The 20,240-nt window shown below is 65.4% G+C and carries 18 protein-coding genes; 8 read left to right on the forward strand and 10 right to left on the reverse strand.

The annotated features are described in order from the left end of the window. Positions 1 to 25 precede the first annotated feature (25 nt). The 6 genes from ACOQPH_RS13860 to ald all read left to right on the forward strand — a co-directional run bounded on the left by ACOQPH_RS13860 (position 26) and on the right by ald (position 7,671). A complete protein-coding gene (locus tag ACOQPH_RS13860) occupies positions 26 to 1,099 on the forward strand; it encodes a DUF917 domain-containing protein (protein WP_420621956.1) in 1,074 nt (357 codons plus the stop codon). Continuing rightward, a complete protein-coding gene (locus ACOQPH_RS13865; RefSeq protein ID WP_420621957.1) occupies positions 1,089 to 2,642 on the forward strand; it encodes a hydantoinase/oxoprolinase N-terminal domain-containing protein in 1,554 nt (517 codons plus the stop codon). Before ACOQPH_RS13860 ends, ACOQPH_RS13865 begins: the two co-directional genes overlap by 11 nt. A 136-nt stretch (positions 2,643 to 2,778) precedes the next feature. After that, on the forward strand, positions 2,779 to 3,870 hold the full coding sequence (locus ACOQPH_RS13870) for a sugar ABC transporter substrate-binding protein (protein ID WP_420621958.1): 1,092 nt from the start codon (positions 2,779 to 2,781) through the stop codon (positions 3,868 to 3,870). A gap of 118 nt (positions 3,871 to 3,988) precedes the next feature. Continuing rightward, entirely contained in the window at positions 3,989 to 5,497 is a 1,509-nt protein-coding gene (locus ACOQPH_RS13875; RefSeq protein WP_420621959.1) for a sugar ABC transporter ATP-binding protein, read from the forward strand. Beyond that, a complete protein-coding gene (locus tag ACOQPH_RS13880; protein WP_420621960.1) occupies positions 5,494 to 6,492 on the forward strand; it encodes an ABC transporter permease in 999 nt (332 codons plus the stop codon). Before ACOQPH_RS13875 ends, ACOQPH_RS13880 begins: the two co-directional genes overlap by 4 nt. Positions 6,493 to 6,558: 66 nt before the next feature. Next, positions 6,559 to 7,671, forward strand: a complete 1,113-nt coding sequence (gene ald / locus ACOQPH_RS13885) for an alanine dehydrogenase (RefSeq protein WP_420621961.1) — start codon at positions 6,559 to 6,561, stop codon at positions 7,669 to 7,671. Between the two features lie 40 nt (positions 7,672 to 7,711). On the opposite strand, the gene ACOQPH_RS13890 is transcribed toward ald, so the two are convergent. The 9 genes from ACOQPH_RS13890 to ACOQPH_RS13930 form a co-directional block, all read right to left on the reverse strand. Further along, on the reverse strand, positions 7,712 to 8,440 hold the full coding sequence (locus tag ACOQPH_RS13890) for an aspartate/glutamate racemase family protein (RefSeq protein WP_420621962.1): 729 nt from the start codon (positions 8,438 to 8,440) through the stop codon (positions 7,712 to 7,714). Positions 8,441 to 8,475: 35 nt separating this feature from the next. Further along, a complete protein-coding gene (locus ACOQPH_RS13895; RefSeq protein ID WP_420621963.1) occupies positions 8,476 to 9,453 on the reverse strand; it encodes an ABC transporter permease in 978 nt (325 codons plus the stop codon). Further along, positions 9,453 to 10,994, reverse strand: coding sequence for a sugar ABC transporter ATP-binding protein (locus ACOQPH_RS13900; RefSeq protein ID WP_420621964.1), 1,542 nt, complete (start codon positions 10,992 to 10,994; stop codon positions 9,453 to 9,455). The genes ACOQPH_RS13895 and ACOQPH_RS13900 overlap by 1 nt, the downstream gene beginning before the upstream one ends. Next, positions 10,991 to 12,172, reverse strand: a complete 1,182-nt coding sequence (locus ACOQPH_RS13905) for a sugar ABC transporter substrate-binding protein (RefSeq protein ID WP_420621965.1) — start codon at positions 12,170 to 12,172, stop codon at positions 10,991 to 10,993. Before ACOQPH_RS13905 ends, ACOQPH_RS13900 begins: the two co-directional genes overlap by 4 nt. A 128-nt stretch (positions 12,173 to 12,300) precedes the next feature. Beyond that, positions 12,301 to 13,428 carry an NAD(P)/FAD-dependent oxidoreductase gene (locus tag ACOQPH_RS13910; RefSeq protein ID WP_420621966.1) on the reverse strand — a complete coding sequence of 376 codons (1,128 nt, stop codon included), beginning with the start codon at positions 13,426 to 13,428 and terminating at the stop codon, positions 12,301 to 12,303. Positions 13,429 to 13,436: 8 nt separating this feature from the next. After that, on the reverse strand, positions 13,437 to 15,023 hold the full coding sequence (locus ACOQPH_RS13915) for a helix-turn-helix domain-containing protein (RefSeq protein ID WP_420621967.1): 1,587 nt from the start codon (positions 15,021 to 15,023) through the stop codon (positions 13,437 to 13,439). A gap of 8 nt (positions 15,024 to 15,031) precedes the next feature. Then, complete coding sequence (locus ACOQPH_RS13920) at positions 15,032 to 16,090, reverse strand: dipeptidase (RefSeq protein ID WP_420621968.1); 1,059 nt, start codon at positions 16,088 to 16,090, stop codon at positions 15,032 to 15,034. Continuing rightward, positions 16,087 to 17,643 (reverse strand): hydantoinase/oxoprolinase N-terminal domain-containing protein, encoded by a 1,557-nt coding sequence (locus tag ACOQPH_RS13925; protein ID WP_420621969.1) that lies wholly within the window; start codon positions 17,641 to 17,643, stop codon positions 16,087 to 16,089. The genes ACOQPH_RS13920 and ACOQPH_RS13925 overlap by 4 nt, the downstream gene beginning before the upstream one ends. Next, on the reverse strand, positions 17,640 to 18,716 hold the full coding sequence (locus ACOQPH_RS13930) for a DUF917 domain-containing protein (RefSeq protein ID WP_420621970.1): 1,077 nt from the start codon (positions 18,714 to 18,716) through the stop codon (positions 17,640 to 17,642). Before ACOQPH_RS13930 ends, ACOQPH_RS13925 begins: the two co-directional genes overlap by 4 nt. Positions 18,717 to 19,019: 303 nt before the next feature. Here ACOQPH_RS13930 and ACOQPH_RS13935 point away from each other — a divergent pair, with 303 nt between their 5' ends. Together ACOQPH_RS13935 and ACOQPH_RS13940 are read left to right on the forward strand one after the other, a co-directional pair. Then, entirely contained in the window at positions 19,020 to 19,262 is a 243-nt protein-coding gene (locus ACOQPH_RS13935) for an AbrB/MazE/SpoVT family DNA-binding domain-containing protein (RefSeq protein ID WP_419554638.1), read from the forward strand. Between the two features lie 64 nt (positions 19,263 to 19,326). Next, positions 19,327 to 19,770 (forward strand): hypothetical protein, encoded by a 444-nt coding sequence (locus tag ACOQPH_RS13940; protein WP_420621971.1) that lies wholly within the window; start codon positions 19,327 to 19,329, stop codon positions 19,768 to 19,770. A gap of 28 nt (positions 19,771 to 19,798) precedes the next feature. Here ACOQPH_RS13940 and ACOQPH_RS13945 read toward each other — a convergent pair whose 3' ends face one another. Beyond that, positions 19,799 to 20,239, reverse strand: coding sequence for a cell wall-binding repeat-containing protein (locus ACOQPH_RS13945; protein ID WP_420621972.1), 441 nt, complete (start codon positions 20,237 to 20,239; stop codon positions 19,799 to 19,801). Position 20,240 lies beyond the last annotated feature (1 nt).

A 20,240-nucleotide genomic window follows, 5' to 3' on the forward strand; every position in this document is an offset into this window, starting at 1 on the left:
CGGCATCGAATTTACGGTCGGGGTGATGCTGGAAATTGGTCCCCGCGAGCTCGAATGGTTGTCTCTGGGTGCTGCCGTGTTCGGCAGCGGGGGCGGCGGGGATCCCCTGCTGGGCTTCCAGATGGCGTCTCAGGCCATTGCCCGGACAGGGCCAGTTCAGCTGCTCGACCTCGACGAACTCTCCGAAGAGCAGCTGATCCTGCCGATCTGCATGATGGGCGCGACGACGGTGATGGTCGAGAAGTTTGGATCGGGATCCGAAGCGCTCAGACTCCAGGAAGCCATCGAGACAAGAACCGGCACCGAGGCCGCTGCCATCTGCTGCCTGGAGCTTGGAGGCCTCAACGGCGTTGTCCCCTTCGCGTGGGCTGCTTGGGCCGGGCTCCCAGTTGTCGACGCCGATCTGATGGGTCGAGCCTTCCCGGAGCTTCAGATGACGACGGCGGCACTCGCGGGAGTGTCGGTGAGTCCGGCCGCGATGACCGATGAACGGGGCAACGTGGTGACGTTGTCGACCACGACTGCGAAGTGGGCCGAGGATCTCGCGCGCTCGGTGTGCACCGCGATGGGAGCCGAGGCGACGATCTGCCTCTACCCGATGACTGTCGGCACGGCAAAGGAAGCCACGGTTAGGAACTCGATCACCCTCGCCATCTCGGCTGGCCGAGTGATGCTGGAAGCATCCGACGATCCGGTCAGGGCCTTGTGCGAACACCTCGGCGGCCTAGCGCTCATCGAGGGAAAAGTCGTCGACGTAGACCGTCGTACCACCGAAGGATTCGCTCGCGGGTCGGCAACCATTGAGGGCGTCGGAGCGTGCACCGGCCGAATGGCCCGGCTCGAGTTCCAGAACGAGAACACCGTGCTCATCGAGGACGGCAAGGTGCTGGCCAGCGTTCCCGACATCATCACTGCAGTCGACCTGCACACAGCACGTCCCATCGTCACCGAGCTGCTGCGGTATGGCCAGCTGGTCACTGTCGTCGGTTTGCCGATCAATGAGCTCTGGCGGACGCCGGAAGCCCTCGCTGTCGCCGGACCTCGGGCCTTCGACTACGCGTTCGACTACCGCCCACTGGAGAAGCTCAATGCGCGGTGAGTATCGCATCGGGGTCGACGTGGGCGGCACCAATACCGACGCTGTTCTGCTCAACGACGAGTTGCAGCTGGTGGCAAAGGTCAAAACGCCGACGACCGAAGACGTCGACGAGGGATTGGCCACTGCGATCCAGATGGTGCTGTCGGCCAACGGCGTGATCCCGGCGTCGATCTCCCGGGTGATGCTCGGGACTACGCACGCAACGAACGCCGTTCTCCAGCGTCGCGACCTGGCTTCGGTGACGGTCATCCGGATCGGCGGTCCCGCTACCCGGTCGGTGCCGCCGCTGTCCACCTGGCCGGCCGATCTCCGCACCGTCGTCTCCGCCGGCGAGGTCATCGTGGACGGCGGCTTCGAGTTCGACGGCCGCGAGCACGTCCCCTTCGACGAACCTGGGCTGAGGCGATTCCTCGAGGAACTTCCCGAGCGTCCGGAAGCCTGCGCGATCACCAGCATCTTCTCGCCCGTCTCCGCCGAACATGAGCACATCGCGGCCGCCGTCGCGGCCGATGTGCTCGGCGAGGACACGCCGATCTCGTTGAGCTGCGACATCGGCTCCATCGGCATCCTGGAACGAGAAAACGCGTGCGTGCTGAATGCAGCCCTGCGACGCGTCGCACGGCAGATCGTCGACGGTCTCAGCGCAGCGCTCCGCGACCAAGCCATCGAGGCCACGCCGTACTTCGCCCAGAACGACGGGACGTTGATGGCGCTCGAGCGGGTGCTGGAGTTTCCGGTGTTGACGGTGGGCAGCGGCCCAGCCAACTCCATGCGCGGGGCTGCGTACCTGACGGGCCTGCGCGAGGCCATTGTCGTGGATGTCGGCGGCACGTCGACCGATGTCGGCGTGCTGGCGAACGGGTTCCCGCGAGAGTCGGCAATCCCGGTGGAGATCGGCGGTGTGCGGACGAACTCTCGCATGCCTGACCTGCTGTCGATCGCACTCGGTGGCGGGACGCGAGTGCGTACAGACGGCGACGATCTCGTGATCGGCCCGGACAGCGTGGGGTATCAGCTGACATCTGAGGCGTTGTGCTTCGGTGGCCCGGTGCTCACCCTCAGCGACATGGCGGTCCGGTCCGGCCGAGCGACCATGGGACACCATCCGGTCGACGAGGTCAGTGGGCTGCGGGCCGTCGAGGCCATCGCACGCATCGACCAAATGTTCGAAGACTCGATCGACCGGATGAAGCTCACTCGTTCCGAGCAACCGGTCATCGCCGTCGGCGGCGGCAGTGTGTTGCTGCCGGACTCGCTCGCCGGCGTGAGCGAAGTTCATCGGCCCGAAAACTACGAAGTCGCGAATGCGATCGGCGCCGCGATCGCTCCCATCAGCGCCGAGGTGGACCAGCTGTTGGTCCTCGGCCCCGGCGGTCGCGACGAGGTCATCGAGCGCGCCAGAGACGCAGCCATCGGATCCGCCATCGCCTTGGGGGCCGAGCCCGAACGGACCGAAGTCGTGGCACTGGAAGAACTGACGATGGCTTATCTGAAGGACGACGTCTTGAGATTGCGAGTCAAAGCTGCGGGACCGCTGCAGTAAGTCGGTCCGTCTCGCCGGCGGACCGTGTGAGAGGCGCTCCACAACGAGACAAACACACCAGAGGTGTGAGGAAGGGGAATCAGCAATGAGATGGACAAAGAGGCGGTTGTCGCCGCGAATAGGCGCACTCCTCTGTGTGTTCGTGTTGACAGTTGCTGCATGCGGCGAAGACGACACGCCGTCGGCCGAGGACGAAGTCGAATCCACTGACGCCGCTGCGCAACAGTCCCAAAGCGCGGCTGAGACGACCGCAACCGAAGAGGGACCGGACGAGCCCACTCCCGAGCCGGCAGCCGAAGAGAGCGAGCAGGTCACCTCGACCGAAGGCCTCCGCATCGCCTACTTGTCAGGCAGCTCGGCGAACACCTGGTATGCGAGCTCGCGTGAGCAGATGCAGCGAATCGCAGATGAGAACGGCATCGAGATGGTCGAATTCGATGCCGCGTTCGACCCAGCGGCTCAGACTGCTCAGCTACAGGACGTGATCGCTTCAGGCGAGTACGACGGGGTGATCGTGGCGGCCGTCAACGGCCCCGGCCTCATACCCGACATCGAGGACGCTCTGGCCCAAGGCATTCAAATCGTCGTGCTGAACACAGTCGTGGGTGATGACCTGGCAGAGGGCGCCCCGCAGGTCGAAGGGATAGCAGCGTCTTCACTCGCGCCGCCTGTAGAGAACGGCGAGCGCATGGGCGAGCTGACCGTGCAGGCCTGCGAGGGGATCGACCCGTGCCGGGTCGTGTACCTCTACGGCATCAAGGGATTCCCTCTCGATGTGGCACTGAAAGAGGGCTTCGACAACGTCCTGGCTCGCAACCCGAGCGTGAACATCGTGGCGGAGGGCGAAGGTCAGTACCTCGGACCTGAAGGCGGCATCAATGCGATCCAGGACATTCTGATCGCACAGCCCGAGTTCGACGTGGTCATGGGAGCCGACCAGTCGATCCAAGGCGTCGAGATCGTGCTCGGAGACGAAGACATGGACGACGTGAAGCTCATCGGACTCGGAGGGTCGATCACCGGTCTGCAGGCCGTGGCCGAAGGGCGCTGGTTCGGCGTGGTCTTCGGAGCGCCGGGATCCGAAGGCGCCAATGCCATGAACGCCATGATCTTGGCTCTGACCGAAGGCACGTTCTCGGGAGGAATCAATCCCCTGGCGAACGTGACGGATAACGGTCTGGTCACCGCTGAGAATGTGGACCAGTTCACAGGACAGTGGGACGGTTGATCTCTTGAACGGATCGGGCGGGATGCGGTCATTTGAGACACCGGAGCGCGCGCATCCCGCCCGATCCCGCCCGCGCGGGTCGCACTCGACGGTCCGGCCTCCATCAAGTCACGGCAAGATGCCAGAGGCACACGTCGAGCTACGCGGCGTGTCGAAGCTGTTCGGGGCGACGACAGCAGTCGACGGCGTGTCGCTCTCGATCGACCGCGGGTCAGTCCATGCTCTGGTGGGCGAGAACGGCGCGGGCAAGTCCACCGTCGGCAACATCATCGCCGGCGTTCACCGCCCCGACGAAGGAAACATCCTGGTCGACGGGCAGCGTGTGATATTCCGCTCTCCCCGCGACGCCTTGGCACAGGGCATCACGATGGTGGCCCAGGAGTTGTCGCTGGTACCCGCACGCAGCGTCCGGGAGAATGTCTTCCTCGGCGGCGAGCCGTCCCGAGCCGGCTTCGTGCGAACGCGTGAGCAACGGCGACGCTTCGATTCGATCATCGAGCGAGTCGGATTTGACGTCCCGCTTGACGCACTCGTCATGAATCTCGCAGTGGCAGACCAGCAGAAAGTCGAGATCCTTCGTGCTCTGGGGCGCAATGCGAACCTGATCATCATGGACGAGCCAACTGCTCGGCTGTCCACTGACGAGGCCCAGACGTTGCTTTCGATAGTCGCCCGCCTTTCGCGAGAGGGCACGACGGTGATACTCGTATCGCACTTCCTCGACCAAGTTCTTGAGGCAGCTGACGTGGTGTCGGTGCTGCGCGACGGCGCACTCGTCAGCAGCAGGCCTGCGAGGGAGGAAACAGAACTGACGCTTGTCGAAGCGATGATCGGCAGGACACTCGACACCAGCTTTCCGCCCAAGTCAGTTCCGCCACCCGATGCACCGATCGTGCTTGATGTACGTGGGCTTCGATGCGGCGGAACAGGGCCGGAGATCGACTTGACTGTGCGGGCCGGGGAGATTGTCGGTCTTGCCGGTCTGGTGGGTTCGGGAAGATCGGAGATCGCCCGGGCCATCTACGGCGCGGATCGCCGCGCCGAAGGCGAGGTCACCACGTGCGGAAGACCCGTCAAGCGCCGATCGACACGCAGCTCCATACGCGCCGGTATGGGATTGATTCCCGAGTCACGCAAGGATCAAGGTTTGCTGCTCGGACGGTCGATCCGAGACAACGTGGCGCTGCCCCATCTCGACGTTCTGAGCCGACTGGGCTGGATGCGACGACAGCCCGAGAACCAAGCCGTCACCAAAGCGACCGAGGTGGTGGACATCCGGTCGTCGTCGATCGAACAGGCCGTGATGGAACTGTCGGGAGGCAACCAGCAAAAGAGCCTGTTCGCTCGCTGGTTCCTCAACTCGAGGTCAGTGCTCATCGCAGACGAACCGACCCGGGGCGTCGACGTCGGTGCGAAGCGAGCCATCTATGACCTGATCACCGACGCCGCGTCGGCGGGCTTGGCGGTGCTGTTCGTCTCCTCCGAGCTCGACGAGGTGATGGGGCTTGCACACCGTGTCCTGGTCGTGCGAGATCAGCAAATCGTGCTGGAACTTGCAGAAGATGAACTCGACGAGACCCGCATCCTCGGAGCCGCCTTCGCGACTACCGCCGGAGAGATCCGATGACAGACGTTCCTGCATCCAGACTCGCGGCCGTATCGATGTTCGATGCCGGGACCCGGCGGGCGCGCGTGCTGCTCACTCGCTACGGAATCCTGTGGGTGACCATCGCTCTGTTCGGGATCCTGGGAGTGACGACGGACGGATTCCTGCGGGGCGCGAACCTCCGCAATGTCCTCGACCAGCAGTCACTGATCCTGATAGCGGCCTCCTTCGCCACCCTGACCATCATCGGCGGCGGCTTCGACATCTCCCAGGCGGCAGTCTTCGTCACTTCCGCCATCGTCGCTATCCAAGCGCTGAACGCGTCCGACTCCATCTTGCTCGGCGTCTTGGCAGGCGTGGGTTTCGGCGTAGGGGCCGGCGTGTTCAACGCCGTGGTGGTGGCCTACGCCCGAATCGGCTCGTTCATCGCGACGCTCGCCACATCGTTCATATGGTTCGGCGCCGGGTTCCTGATCAGCGACCGCTCCATATTGCGTCCCGAGACTCGAGCGTGGTCGGACTTGGCACGCGAGCGCATATTCGGTCTCACCGCTGCCACGTGGTTCAGCATCGCCGTAGTCGGATTGGCGTGGCTCGTGCTCAGCCGGACCAAGTTCGGCCGCTACGTCTACGCGACCGGCGGGAATGCCGAAGCAGCGTTGCTTTCCGGCGTCAATACACGGCTCATCACTTCCGCGACATTCGTCATGTCGGGTGCCGCAGCAGGGCTCGCGGGCACACTCAATGCAGCCCGGTCCGGCAGTGCGCTGCCGTCGGACGACTTCAGCTTCGTCTTCGCCGTCATTGCCGCCATCGTCGTAGGGGGAACATCCATCGCCGGCGGTGAGGGTGCCGTGTGGCGAACGGTGCTCGGGGCGTTGTTCATCGCTTTCATGGTCAATGGCTTCAACATCCACCAGATCGACCCGATCTGGCAGCGGGTCATACAAGGCGTCGTCATCCTGGTGGCAGTCGGTCTTGACGCCTGGGCTCGACGGGCGCGCACAACCGGGTGACCTGGGCGGACTCCCGACCGGTGCTCCCGAATCTTCTTTCGCTGTGCAGATCATGGAGGTGATCACGTGATCGTTGGGTTGCCTCGAGAAACGAAGTCCGGCGAACAACGAGTCGGGCTGACGCCCGATGCCGTGGGCGAGCTGGTGCGTCACCGTCATCGAGTGATCGTCGAGTCCGGGGCGGGTACCCGCATTGGATCCGCGGATTCCGACTATGAAGCTGCGGGGGCGGAGATCGCCCCCGCAGCTCCAGATGTGTGGAGGACCGCTGAGCTAATGGTCAAGGTGAAGGAGCCACAGCCCTCAGAACGGAAGCTTCTCCGTCCCGATCAGATCCTGTTCGCGTACCTGCATCTCGCTCCCGATCCAGAGCAGGCAGCGGATCTTCTGGCATCGGGCGCCGCATGCATCGCCTATGAAACCGTCAGCGACCCGCGTGGCGGTCTACCTCTGCTCGCGCCGATGTCGCGGGTGGCTGGCCGCTTGGCCGTGCAGGCAGGCGCATGGGCGCTGGAGAAGGTGCACGGAGGTGCGGGAATCCTCATCGGCGGTGTGCCTGGCGTGCCACCGGCACGGGTGGTGATCATCGGTGGCGGGGTAGTCGGCGAGAACGCTGCACAAATCGCCATTGGCATGGGCGCCGATGTGCGGGTGCTCGACATCGACTCTGAGGTGCTCGGCCAACTTGACCAGCGCTTCGGTACTGGGGTAGTGACGGTCATGTCGACGCGTGCGGCGCTGGATTCGGAAGTGATCGGCGCCGACCTGGTCATCGGCGCTGTGCTGGTGACCGGAGCCCGTGCCCCCAGCCTCGTGACAGTCGAGATGATCCGCAAGATGCGTGCCGGTTCGGTTGTGGTGGATGTAGCCATCGATCAGGGCGGTTGCATTGAGACCTCGCGGCCGACCACCCACGCCGAGCCGACGTTCATCCACGATCGGGTCGTCCACTACTGCGTGGCCAACATGCCGGGCGCGGTTCCGCTGACCGCCACACGCGCGCTCAGTGATGCCACGCTGCCGCGGGTGCTGTCCATCGCTGATCAAGGGCTCGACGTCCTGCGTACCGATCCGCACCTTCGGGACGGCCTCAACGTGTACAAGGGTCGAATCACCAAGCCGCGCGTGGCCGCCGCCATTGGTGTCCCTTACACCGATCCCCTCGTCGCTCTCGGCTGACGGACCGATGATCCGAGGTCTCGCACAGCTTGCCTGCCGGCTATGCGCCCGCGGCGCCGGTTCGTTCCTTGTCGGGCGGCGGCATGTAGGTGCGCCGGCTCGGCTTCAGCCCCATGGACTGGAACGTGAGCAGGAGCCCAAGCGACGCACCAGTCGGATCGACGACGGGCACCCTCACTCGTTCTGACTCAAGGCGAGACTGCAGCGCAGCCGCAACGTCCAGCATCCCGGTGCAGCCAAGCACCAGCACATCGGCACCGCGATCGAGAGCGCGATGTGACGCCGCCGTGAGGCTGTCGAGCAGCGCATCGCCGTCATGCAGTTCGAGCACCGGCGTGTCGATCACTTCAACGGACGCCATTCGATCCCCGATGCCCATGCGCGTCGCGAGCCCCGAAATCATCGGCACGACGTTCTTCAGAACGGTGACCACTGAGAACCGCTCCCCCAGGTTGAGCGCCGTCGCAACGGCAGGCTCGAATCCGCCGACGACCGGGATATCCACAAGCTCTCGCGCCGCAGAAACAGCAGGATCGCCGAAGCACGTGATGAAGACGGCGTCTGCTCCCGTCGCAGCTGCTCGCATCGTCTCCGAGACGATTCCCGGGCCGGCCAAGGCCTCGTCGTAGAACGACTCGATCGAGGCCGGGCCGCTTGTCAGACACGAAACCTCGATCTCGATGTCCGGCCCCAAGAAGCTACGTGCCTCTTGGGCGATGAGTTCGTTGAACGAATCGGAGGTGATGGGAACGATGATGTGGATCTTCATGGCAAGTCCTTTCGATTGAGTCAAGAATTCCGTCTTCAGGTTCGGCGCCATCGGGACCAGGCGTCGGCAGACACCGCGACGAGAATCACGACGCCTTGGATGACTCGCTGCCAGATCGGGTCGACTTGGTGCAGGTTGAAGCCATTGACCATGAAAGCGATGAAGAACGCGCCGAGCAGGGTCCGCCACACGGCACCGGTGCCGCCTGCGATCGAGGTGCCACCGACGACAATGGCGGCGATCACGCCGAAGACGAAGCTGAAATCGTCCGATGGCGTCGCGCTGATGGTTCTCGAGGCCGCAACGACACCCGCCAGCCCAGCAGCGAGTCCGGACAAAGCGAACACCGACACGACAATGTGCCGCGTCCGGACGCCGGCAAGCCGTGCAGCCTCGGCATTGCCGCCAGTGGCGTACACATGACGGCCGAAACGGGTGCCTGCGAGGGCGAACCACGCCACAGCAACCACCGCTAGCGAGATCCAAGTCGCGGTCGTCAGGTTCAGCACGCGCGTCCGCGCAATGCTCCGGAAGCTCTCGGTGACCGGCCGCAGAATGCTGCGCTCGCTCACGATGTAGCCCAGGCCGAACACGATGAATGACGTGGCGAGCGTCGTGATGAACGAGTTGATCCTGGCGAACGCCACGATCGAGCCATTGGCGAGACCCACCACGAGACCGAACGCGCATCCGGCGAGGAGCGCTATCAGGACCGAGCCCGTGGCGTTCTCCACTCGCAGTGCGACCAGCGGCGACACCACTGCCACAGCGGCAATGGACACGTCGAACCCGCCGGCGATCATCGTGAGCGTCGCGACCGACGCCGCGATCAGCAGCGTGGCTTGCTGGTCCAGCACGTTGCGAAGATTCGGTCCGGTCAGGAACCCATCGGTCGTCGCCGCCAGCACGACGAACAGCGCGAGCGTCACCCAGACGATGCCGAATCGACCCAGCACGCCGAGATAGCGCCCGGCACTGGGAGCCGGTGCCAACGGGGCTGTCGATTCGGCCACTAACTCATTCCGTTCGACGTTGCTTCGCCGAAGGCATGACGCAGCAACTCGGTCTCATCGAGGTCTGGATGCGTGAACTCGGCGACGAACTGGCCGTCGCGCATCACGAGGATGTGATGGCACAGACCCACCAATTCCTCCAACTCGGAGGAGACCACGAGCACAGCAAGACCCTCTGAGGCAGCCGTGGCGATGAGGTCGTAGATGGCGCGCTTGGAGCCGACGTCGACACCTCGCGTCGGTTCATCAGCGATCAGCACCCTGAGCCCCGGCACCAGCCAGCGAGCGAAGAGGCTCTTCTGCTGGTTCCCGCCCGACAGAAGACGGACCGGGGACTCCATACCGCCATCGCGCACGCCGGCGCCGGAGTTTGCGGCCCGGACAAGTCGACGTTCGGCGCTGAGATTGACGACCCCCGCCGGGGCAAACCGGCGCAGGTGCGGCAGGCTCACGTTCTCCCGGACGCTTCTCTCCATCAGCAGGCCGTGGTCCTTGCGGGATTCCGGAATGAGACCCACGCCTGCCCGAATCGCTCGATCGGGCCGTGCTGGTCGAAGACCACGTCCGTCGACCGAGACGTCGCCGCTGGCGAGGGGATCTGCTCCATAGACGGCTCTGAGAAGCTCCGTTCGGCCCGAGCCGACCAGCCCTGCGATCCCGACGATCTCGCCAGCGGCTACATCGAGATCGAGCCTTGCTGTGCTCTGCGACGAGCCCGAGCACCGCAGTCCCCTCACACACAGGGCCGGGGTTCCTTGCTCGTCGGGAAGCGGCGGCTTCGGCGGGAAGCTGGCGTCGAGCTCGCGACCGATCATGGCTTCGACCAAAGAGTCAGCCGTCTCCGACGACGGTGTCGAGGTCCGCACCACTCGCCCATCGCGCATGATCGTCACTGCATCGGCGAGTTCGAGCACTTCGTCGAGGAAGTGCGAGATGAACAACACGGTGATGCCCTGGTCGCGCAGCGAGCGCACCAGCCGGTGAAGCTGGCTGCGCTCGACGGTCGAGAGGCGGGCCGACGGCTCATCCATCACCACCAATTCGGTGCGACGGGCTACGGCACGCAAGATCTCCGTTCGCTGCTGGTCAGCCACGCTGAGCTCGCCGACCCTCGCCGCGGGATCGAGGAGGATGCCGGTGCGGTCGGCCAACTCCCGAAACCGTCTCAACGACACTGAGCGACGCACGCATCCCCACCTCGTCGCCTCGACGCCGAGGAACACGTTGTCCACGACGGTTCGATCCGGGACGAGCGCCAGCTCCTGGGCAATGGTGGTGATGCCGGCGTCGAAGGCATGCCGCGGCGATCGGAACCGAACTGCCCGGCCATCCACGTTGAGCGAGCCGCTGTCGGCGGCATACAGCCCAGAGATGATCTTGCCGACCGTCGACTTGCCTGCGCCGTTCTCGCCGACGAGGGCGTGGATCGAGCCGCGGTGGACGGCGAGGTTTGCGCCGTCCACCGCCTGCGTCGATCCGAACCGCTTGGAGACGTCCTTCAGCTCAACGTGGACGGGTCCGGGAATCGCCCGGGAGATCACCCATCCCACTCCGCGGTGAACTGGTCGACGTTGGCCGAGGTGACCAGGCCCTCATCGAGGAAGCCTGCGTTCGGGTCCACGCCGCCAGTGATGGTGCCGTCGGCCAATGCAGCGATCATCGCTTCCATGGCGAGGCGGCCTTCGCTCGCGGGCGCATAGAACACCGTCGCGAACCAGCGTCCATCTCTCACGCCTTCAACTGCCGGCGAGGAGCCGCCGAGGCCGATGAGGGCGACGTCACCGAGCATCCCCTCTTCAGTGAGCACCAATTCGACGCCTTGCAGCGACTGGTCGGCGCCGACGACGACATCGAATTCGGGCTGCACTTGAAGGATGTCCTGGATCGCATTGATCCCTCGCTCCGGCCCGAGGTACTGGCCTTCGCCTTCGGCCACCACCTGGATGCTCGGATGGTCAACGACGACACTGTCGAATCCTTGCCGGAGCGCAACGTCCAGCGGAATGCCCCGGATGCCGAAGAAGTAAACGACCCGGCACGGGTCTAGCCCTTCACATGCCCCGATGGTGAGCCGTCCGGCCCGCTCACCGGTCACGACCGGGGGCGCGAGCACCGAGGCTGCAATGCCGTCCACTTGGGGTTCGTTGGTGGAGAGGTCGGCACCGACGATCTGGTTGAACAGCACGACCTGCATCCCGCCCGCCAGCGCCGCCTCCACGTCGGGCACGAGACCCGGCCCGTTAAGCGCTACCAGGATGATGCCATCGTATTGACCGCTGGCGATGACGTCCTGGAGCTGGGTGGTCTGGAGCTCAGCGTTGAACTGCGCATCGAACTCGACAATTTCGATGTTGTTCTCATCCGCGAGACGCTGCATCTCGCCGACGGACGCCAGCAGGAACGTGTTGGCCGAACTCGCGGAGAGGTACGCGATCCGGCGTGGCTCGGGAGCAGGCTCGTCCTCCGCAGGCTCTTCGGGCGCAACAGTGTCCGCGGTGCCTTCGTCGTCCGGCTCGGCGGCTGCTTGGCCGTCGTCGGTGGCGCCCTCGGGCTCATCGTCGCCGGAATCTCCGGCGTCAGAAGACGCAGCGACGGTCTGCGCAGTTGCGGCAGTTTCTTGCGTCGTCTTGCTGTCGTCGTCGCTGTCTGCGCACGCTGCAGCCAAGAGCGTGAACGCGAGCACGGCGCCGAGCAGTTTCATCAAGTGGCGTGCCTTCATCGGATCCCCCTTGGGCCTGGGTGTTCAGGCCTATTGGGGCGACCGTAAGGACGCGCTCATTAGCCCTCAATGGGCAGATCGCTGTGATTGCAGGGTCTTGCGGTGCAGTTCGTGCACACAAGTTCTTGCTACCCCGTGTTGGCGAACCGCTCCGGGCTCAGCTGGGGCAAGAGCTTGACCAGGGCCTCGTCGGGAGTCTCGTCGCCGATGAGATCGGCCGTCAGCCGTGCGATGGCTGGAGCGGTCTGGATTCCGGTGCCGCCCTGGCCAGCGCACCAGAAGAATCCTGCAACGGCAGCGTCGAACCCGACGACCGGGATGCGGTCGGGCGCAAACGTCCGCAGCCCGGCCCACGTCGAACGGACCGAGCGCACGGCCAGCAACGTCGCCTGGTTGATGGCCTCGATGCCGGTGGCCACGTCAATCTCGCGCGGCCGGGCATCGCAGGGTCGGTCGAGGTGTTCATCGGCTGGCGACCCCAGCAACTGGGCCGGGCCTTCGGGCTTGAAGTAGAAGGTCTCGTCGGCCGAGATGACGAGCGGCCATTCGGTGCACTCGTAGCTCGTCGCGAACGTGAAGACCGTCCTGCGCAGGGGCCGCATGCCGAGCGCAGGCACGCCCGCCAGAGCAGCTACTTCGTCAGCCCACGCGCCAGCTGCATTCACGACGACTGTGCAGCTGAGCACTCCGTCGTCCGTCTCCACCTGCCAGCCATCGTCGCCCCCGGCGAGACCGCGCACGCCGTGCTGGCGCAGGATGGCGGCCCCACGGTCTCGGGCGCCTCGCACGTACGCCTGATGGAGCCCCGCAACGTCGATGTCGAAGCCTCCGAACTCGAGGACGGCCCCGGCCAGCCACTCCGGGTCGAGGGCACCGCAGATCTCGGTTGCCTGTTGGATGTCGAGCGCCTCGCAAGCGGTCGACGTCGTCACGTTGGCTTCCAGGCGCTCGACGAGGTGGTCCTCGTGCCCGGTGGGAGCTACCCACAGCACATTGCGCGGCAACAGGACGTCGCTGTCCGCGAGGCCATTGGCGTTGGAGTCAAGGAAGGACCGTGACGCTGCACTCAGCAGCCGGTTGGTGGCCTCGCCGTAGGAGGCCAGGAATTGAGCAGCGGAGCGTCCGGTGCTGTGCGCCGTCAGCGTCGATTCGCGTTCGACGACGGCAACCTCGTGACCGCGCCCTGCGAGTTCGAAGGCCGCAGAAACGCCGGCAATGCCTCCACCCACGATGACGACGTCAAACCGTCGGTTCACCGGGGCCACTACTGCTGGGATCGATCGAGTCGGTGCTTGCGCATGACGAGCTGCAGCGCCAGCCGCTGGTCCGGGTCGTTCAAGTTGACGTGCAGGGCTTCGGAAATGCGGTCGATCCGCTTCATCACCGTGTTGCGGTGGACGCCGAGCATGCCGGCCGCTTTGGTCGCCGATGACTGGCAGTCGAGATACACCTCCAAGGTGCGCAGGAGGGTCTCGTCGACATCCGTTGCCTCCAGCGGGGACAAGAACGCATCCACCACGCGCCCGAAGTCGGCCGAGCCGTACCAGCCGAGCATGATCCGCTGGATGCCGAGCTCGTCGATGTGCCTGACAGCGACACGCCGTCCGCCAGCACCTGCCAAAGTGGCTGCCTGGCGGGCATCGGTGAGGCTCGCCCGCAGACCAGGCAGACCCGTCGACGGTCGCCCGACACCGGCGTGCACCATGACATCTGCCATGCCGGCGACGAGCTGCCCGATGGCTTCGCGCAGCCGCCGTGCCATTCCTCGATAGTCCTCGACCGGCGGTTCAGCGCGGGAACTCACCCAGCTCGACCAGCCGTCGGTTCGTTCGATGAGCGGACCGTCGACTCCGCACGAGCGCAGCAGCTCGCCAAAGGTGTCGGTGTTGACCAGCACCCAGGCGGCATCGACACCGCCGGAGACCTCGACGTGGAAGGCGGTCACCCATCCCGCAGCCGACCATCCGGCTGTGGCCATCTGCGCCAGAACGGTCTCGTCGGGCAGTTCCCCGCCACCCACGACTTCGTTGAGCAGCGCCAACCGGTGGCGGGCGTCGCGCTCCATGACAAGGCGATCCCGCACGAGGTGGGCTCCGACCGCCCATGAGGCCACGCCGAGCATGTCGAGACCCGTGCCCATGATCGCTTCGTCGGCTTCGTCGAGCACGCAGACAAGCCAGAACCGAGCAGGTTCTCCGGGGACCACGATGACGGGACAGGTCATGCCCGGGGTTCCGCTACCGCCCACGCGGGGCGAACTGAAGGGTCGGTGCCGTAGCGCCCCGGTCTCGACGAACATGTCCGGACCCGCAACGATCGCACCGGTGGCCTCGACCAGCGAACAGGGGCGGCCGATCACGTCCGCTACAAGGGCGAGGGTGTCGGGCACCGTGTCCACATCGATCAGGCCGCTCAGCAGCCTGGACACCATCGCCGCTTGGTGCACGGTGGGCTGCAGTAGCAATTCGCGTGCGGCGGCGGCCATGGCGAGCACGTCGGGCGCAGCGGCCTCGATGAGCACGGTTTCGAAACGGTCCGCTAGCCGGCGCGTGGCGAGCCCAGGCGATGTCACGGCGTTGAGCGCCACGAGTCCGACACCATCGCCATCGCGCACCGCACGCAGGGCGATGTCCAACGCGTAGGAATTCGGCGCCAGCGAGCTCGCGTTCAGGGCGATCAGGAGTCCGGCCGACATAGGCGTGTCCATGTCGCAGCGCTCAACCACCGCCACGTCAGTGACGACACGGTCGAGGCCTCGGCCGCCCGAGACGACGCGACAATCGCCGAACACACCCGCGGCGAGCAGTTGCCGCAGGGTCAGTGGTCGAGCTCGCGAGTTGGAATGCAACACACCGGCTCCTACACGCAGGCAGCCTCGGCGGTTCTATTCTCCGCGACTTCGGGCGCTTGGTGTGACGGCAGGCTGTTCAGGACGAAATCGATCCAATTGCCTCCGGCGACGCGCCCAGCGACTACAGGACCGAGATTGGCGGACAGGATTTCCACCAGGGGCCCGAGATCAGATGGCGACCGCATTCCGTCCAACAACGGCAGGCAATCGGGGTCGACCAGTCCGGCGCCCAGAATCGGGTCGATCGTGTGCAGCAGGTCGTCGAGGAAGTCCGGTCCCAGACCCACGGCCGAGTCCCCGACGACGCCGATGGCATGAGAGATGTGGGACAGGTAATCGACCACAGTCGGCGACTCATGAGCGAGGAAGCCGCCGAAGGCGTTGATGCCGATGATGCCGCCGGAGGCTGCGATCTGATGCATCTGGGCGTCGGTGACGTTGCGAGGGTGAGGGCACAGGGCGTGGCAAGACGAATGGGTCGCAACGAATGGACGGATGGCGATGTCGGCGACATGCCTCACACCGGCCGCCGACAAGTGGCTGACGTCGACCACCATTCCCAGTCGCTCCATTTCCGCCACGGCGTCGATGCCGAGCGCTGTCAGTCCCGCACCGGTTGCCGCCTCGCCGACGCCGTCGGCCATCATCGTGCGACGATTCCACGTCAGCGACATGCAGCGAACACCCAGCCGGTAGAAGGTCGCGAGGAACGCGAGGTCGGCGCCCAGCGGTTCCGAGCCTTCGATGGCCAGCAGCAGCGCTATCCGATTCGACGCCAGTGCCTGCTCAAGTTCGTCTCGGGTTTCCACGATCGCGACGTCGGCGGCGTGAACGTCGGCGAGATGCCGCGCCTCTTCCAACAGGAGCAACGCACGCCGCAGGGCACCCTCACCCACGTGCTGGTTCTCGGTGAAGATCGGGAGGAACTGCAGGTCGACCCCGCCGCCACGCAATTCGGGTAGCCAGTAGTCCCCGAAGGGGTCAGCATGGCCGCGCTCTCGCTGATGCAGGACGGCAAGCAGCAAGTCGTTGTGCGAATCGGCGACGCGAATCTCGCCCAAGCTCACGCTGCGAGCGGCCCGACCGCCTTGACGATGACCCTGCAGCCTCCGCCCGGCACGTAGGTCATCGGAATCTCCACGACGCTCGTGATGCGCACATCGGATGCGTTGGCGCCGGCGCGAATCGCTGCGTCCGTCGCTTCTTCGGTGGCGCTGCGCAGGCAGTCCTCACGGCTTGACGCGTCATAGCTGTAAACCTTGTCGATCGACCCGGCAGCCTCGGCGATCGCCGCTCCGAACGCATTCGCCACAGAGTGATGCGGCGGCCAGACGACCTCGCTGATCCCTGCAAGCTGCGCCGGAACCAGGTGGGCTCCGCCGCCGACCGCCATCAGGGGCAGCGCCGTGCTGGACGCCTTCATGCGCTCGCACAGCACCTGGACTCTCTCGTCAACCCAGGCGATGGCGGCCTCGCAGACCGAGTCCTCCACGCCATTCAGGAGTGCCGGATCGCCGAATCCGGTGAGACGGCCTACTGCCAGTGACACATCGGACAGCGTCAGCGTCGTCCCGCCCATGCACAGTGCGTCGCTGATGACGCGGTACCCCACCGAGTCGGGTCCGACCGCGACGCCATCGACGCCCTGGCGCACGATGGTGCCGCCCCCGAGCCCGACCGAGATCAGGTCAGGCATGCGAAAGTTGGTGCGAACGCCGCCGACTTCGACCGCTGCTGTGGACTCTCGGGGAAAGCCGTTGATGAGAATGCCGATGTCTGTGGACGTCCCGCCGACATCGATCACGAGAGCATCGGACAGACCGGCCAGCGCGCATGCTCCACGCATCGAATTTGTCGGCCCCGAACCCACCGTGAGCACCGGGTACCTGTCGGCTTCCTCGACGGTCATCAACGTTCCGTCGTTCTGAGTCAAGAAGCTCTCGACGTCGAGTCCGAGCCCCATGAGGGTGTCCCGAAAACCATTCACGACCCGTCGTGCCACGGTGAGCAACGAGGCGTTGAGAATCGTGGCGTTCTCACGTTCCAGCAGTCCCAGTGACCCGACCGTGTGACTGAGGGACACGGGCATGTCATCCCCGCACTCCTCCGCGATGAGCTCCGCCGCCCGGAGTTCGTGATCGGTGCAGGCAGGGCTGAAAGCGCACGAGACGGCGATTGCGGACACATCGCCTGCGCAGGAGCTTGCAAACCGCCGGATCGCGTCTTCGTCCAGCGCAGCGATGGGCGAGCCGTCGTACTCGAATCCGCCCTCAGTGATCTCGCTGCGTCCGATCACGATGTCGCGCAGGTCTTCAGGCCAGTTGGCGCTCGGTCGCACGCCCAGAGAGGAGGGCGCGGCGAGACGGAGCACACCGACGCGATCAAGATCGCGGCGCCGGATGATTGCGTTCGTGGGGTGCGTCGTGCCCAGCATCGCCTTGCCGAGATGCGCGGCGGCGTCGAGCTGATCGATGACGGCCGTCATTGCGGCGACGATGCCGTCGATGGGTTCCGGAGTCGTCGCGGTCTTTGTCTCGGCGACGATGCGGCCCGCTCCGTCAACCACGACCGCGTCGGTGTTGGTGCCCCCGACATCCACGCCGAGCCGCAAGTCCTTCATCGCACTCGCTCCCGGAAATCGACGTAGTCGATGTCGTATCCGAAGGCTCTCGGCCCGACGAGTTCCAGCATCCCGTCGCGGTGCCATTCGGGCGCACACGGCATCGCGAGGACGTTGAGGCGCTGTCCGTACGCCAGGCCTTCGGTAGTGATGGGATCGGCCGACTCGTAGTCGAGCAGGCACAACAGGTCCGGCACCGTGACCACGGCGGCGCCGTCTTCGAAGGCAATGAGGTTCTCGTTCTGGATCTCGACGCGCAGAGTTCGGCTGGGATCGTCGAGGTGCTCCAGCACGACCGTGCCCCGTGCGAAACCCTCGGTGGTGCGCCGATCGATGTCGATGACCTTGCCGCTGAACACGGGCGCTGCATCGGTGTAGTCGAGGAGTTCGTCCCAGGCTCCGTCTGTTCCGAGCTTCACCTGGGCGAGGCGCTTGCCGACCTCGGTGCAGTAGCTCATGGAGCCATGGATTCCGGCTCGCCGTACGTCTGCCACCGTCATCGGGTAGCAGCTGATTGCGTCAGCAAGCCCGAGCTGAATGACGGCGGCACGTGCCAACGACTCCGCTATCTGGTTCGTGTTCGCCTCGAACACGCACATGTTGCCCTTCTCGTCCGCGATGGACATGGGAGCTGCCAGCAGGCCGTGCAGCGTGAAGACCGTCATCTCGATCTGCGGAAAGGCTCTGCGCATCCCGTCGGCGTCAACGACGGGCAGTCCCATCTCGACCGCTGTAGCGATCGGAACCAGCGTGTTGACGCCGCCGACTTCTATCGGCATCAAGGCGACGGGGTCTTCGCCGAGGTACGCAGCGAGTGCCCGGATCCCTGAGCGGAACTCGGTGCCCGCCGGGATCTTCTCCAGGATGACGGTGGGGGCGCCGATGATGGCGGTGGTCAGCACCCGTCCGTCATCGGGCAATTCGTCGACAGTCACCACCCGGGCGGGTCCGTGATCTGCGATCGCCTGTTTGACGAGCAGCTTGCCGACGTAAGGATCGCCCCCGCCGCCGGTGCCCAGCAGCGTCGCTCCCAGCGCGAGGTCGTCGATGTCGTCGAGGGTCAGCTCTCTCACGAACATCCTTCCGCTGGGAGGGCTCCAATGCTTGACCAGCGAATGTATGTGGCCGCTGCGTGCGCCATCGATGGGCACATCGCAACCCCAAGCTCGCCCAACAGCGCGCTCTGCCCTCCGCGCGCCCGTGTCTGAGAACGGCGGGAATGACGCTCCCAGAAAACAATTGCGCTCCCGGCGATCATGCGCATCACACTCGCCAAATGAACTTCTCGGAACCGGCACACGCGGCCGGCACACGGCACGAAACAGCTTGACCATGCAACCTTGTAATTATGTCTGTGTGCCTTGTAGATTGACGCCATGGCTGTTGCGCACTATCGGGTTTCGGAACGAGGTCAGATGGCACTACCGGCTGAAACACGCCGCCGGTGGGGAATCGCTGCGGGAGGAGCAGTCGAGATCGCCGATCTCGGCGCTGCGGTGGTGGTGGTGCCGGCCGGCCGGGGCGGACTGCGGTCAATGCTCGGCGAGGCTCTCGAGGAGGCCGGTGGCTACCAGTCGCTCGCGCGCCGCGTCGCTGCCAGCGAGCCTGATCTCGCATGAGCCCGCATCTTCCATGAGCCCGCATCTTCCATGAGCCCGCATCTTCCATGAGCCCGCATCTCCCATGAGCAATGGCGTCCTCGTGGACGACCACATCCTGTTGAGGATGCTGCTCGGCGAGGAGCCACGCGAGTTGCGGCCCCGAGGCGGCGGCGTCGCCACGACGGGGCTGTGGTACCACCGTCTCTGCCGTGCACTCGCCGATCAAGCAGTCGTCGGCTCGATGTCTCGCCGGCTCGGAGGTGTGTCGCCCGAAGTCGCAGCCGAGGTCATTGCCGCTGTCCTCGAGCTGCCGGCATCAATCGAGCTGGTGTCGCTTCGCGCGATCGGCTGGCCGATGGGCGAACTCGTACGAGACGGGGCCCGCCTCAACCTGCTCTCACTCGAAGCACTGACGGCTGCTCGCTTTCTGGATGCGGAGATCTGCTACGCGCAGGCCAACGAGAACGAACCGCTCATCGACGCGGCTCACACCCACGCAATACCGATTCGCAGCCTGCAGATCTGAGCAGGTGCCTTCGCTGCTGAGTCGAGAGTCAGAGGTTGGCGAGGATGCGTCGGGCTGCTCGTGCGGCGGTGTCGGTGCGGGTCTGGCCGGTGATGCGTCGGATGTCGGCGCTGTCGGGTGCTGTTTGGGTGATGGTGGTGCGCACGTTGTCGGCGACTGCTGCGCGGCCGCCCACGATGAGCACCTGGGTCGGCCGGTAGTCGCGTATCAGCGCTGCTGTCGCCTCGGGCAACCCGTCCTGTGCGGTGTAGGCGACCACGGCATTGTCGGTCGCCGCCGCCAGTGCGGCGGCGACGCCCACGTCGGGCGCGGACCAGCCGTTCGCGATCACCAAGGTGACGCCGTCAGGCGCCGCGGCGGGGTTGCCCAGCACGCGGCGTGCTGCTTGTGCGGCAGTGTCGATGCGGTCCCCGCCGGTGAGCCGCGAAATGCTGGCTCCGTCTGCCGCGTCAGCGACCGCGTCGGCCACG

Source organism: Candidatus Poriferisodalis sp. (assembly GCF_965221945.1).
GTDB lineage: Bacteria > Actinomycetota > Acidimicrobiia > Acidimicrobiales > Poriferisodalaceae > Poriferisodalis.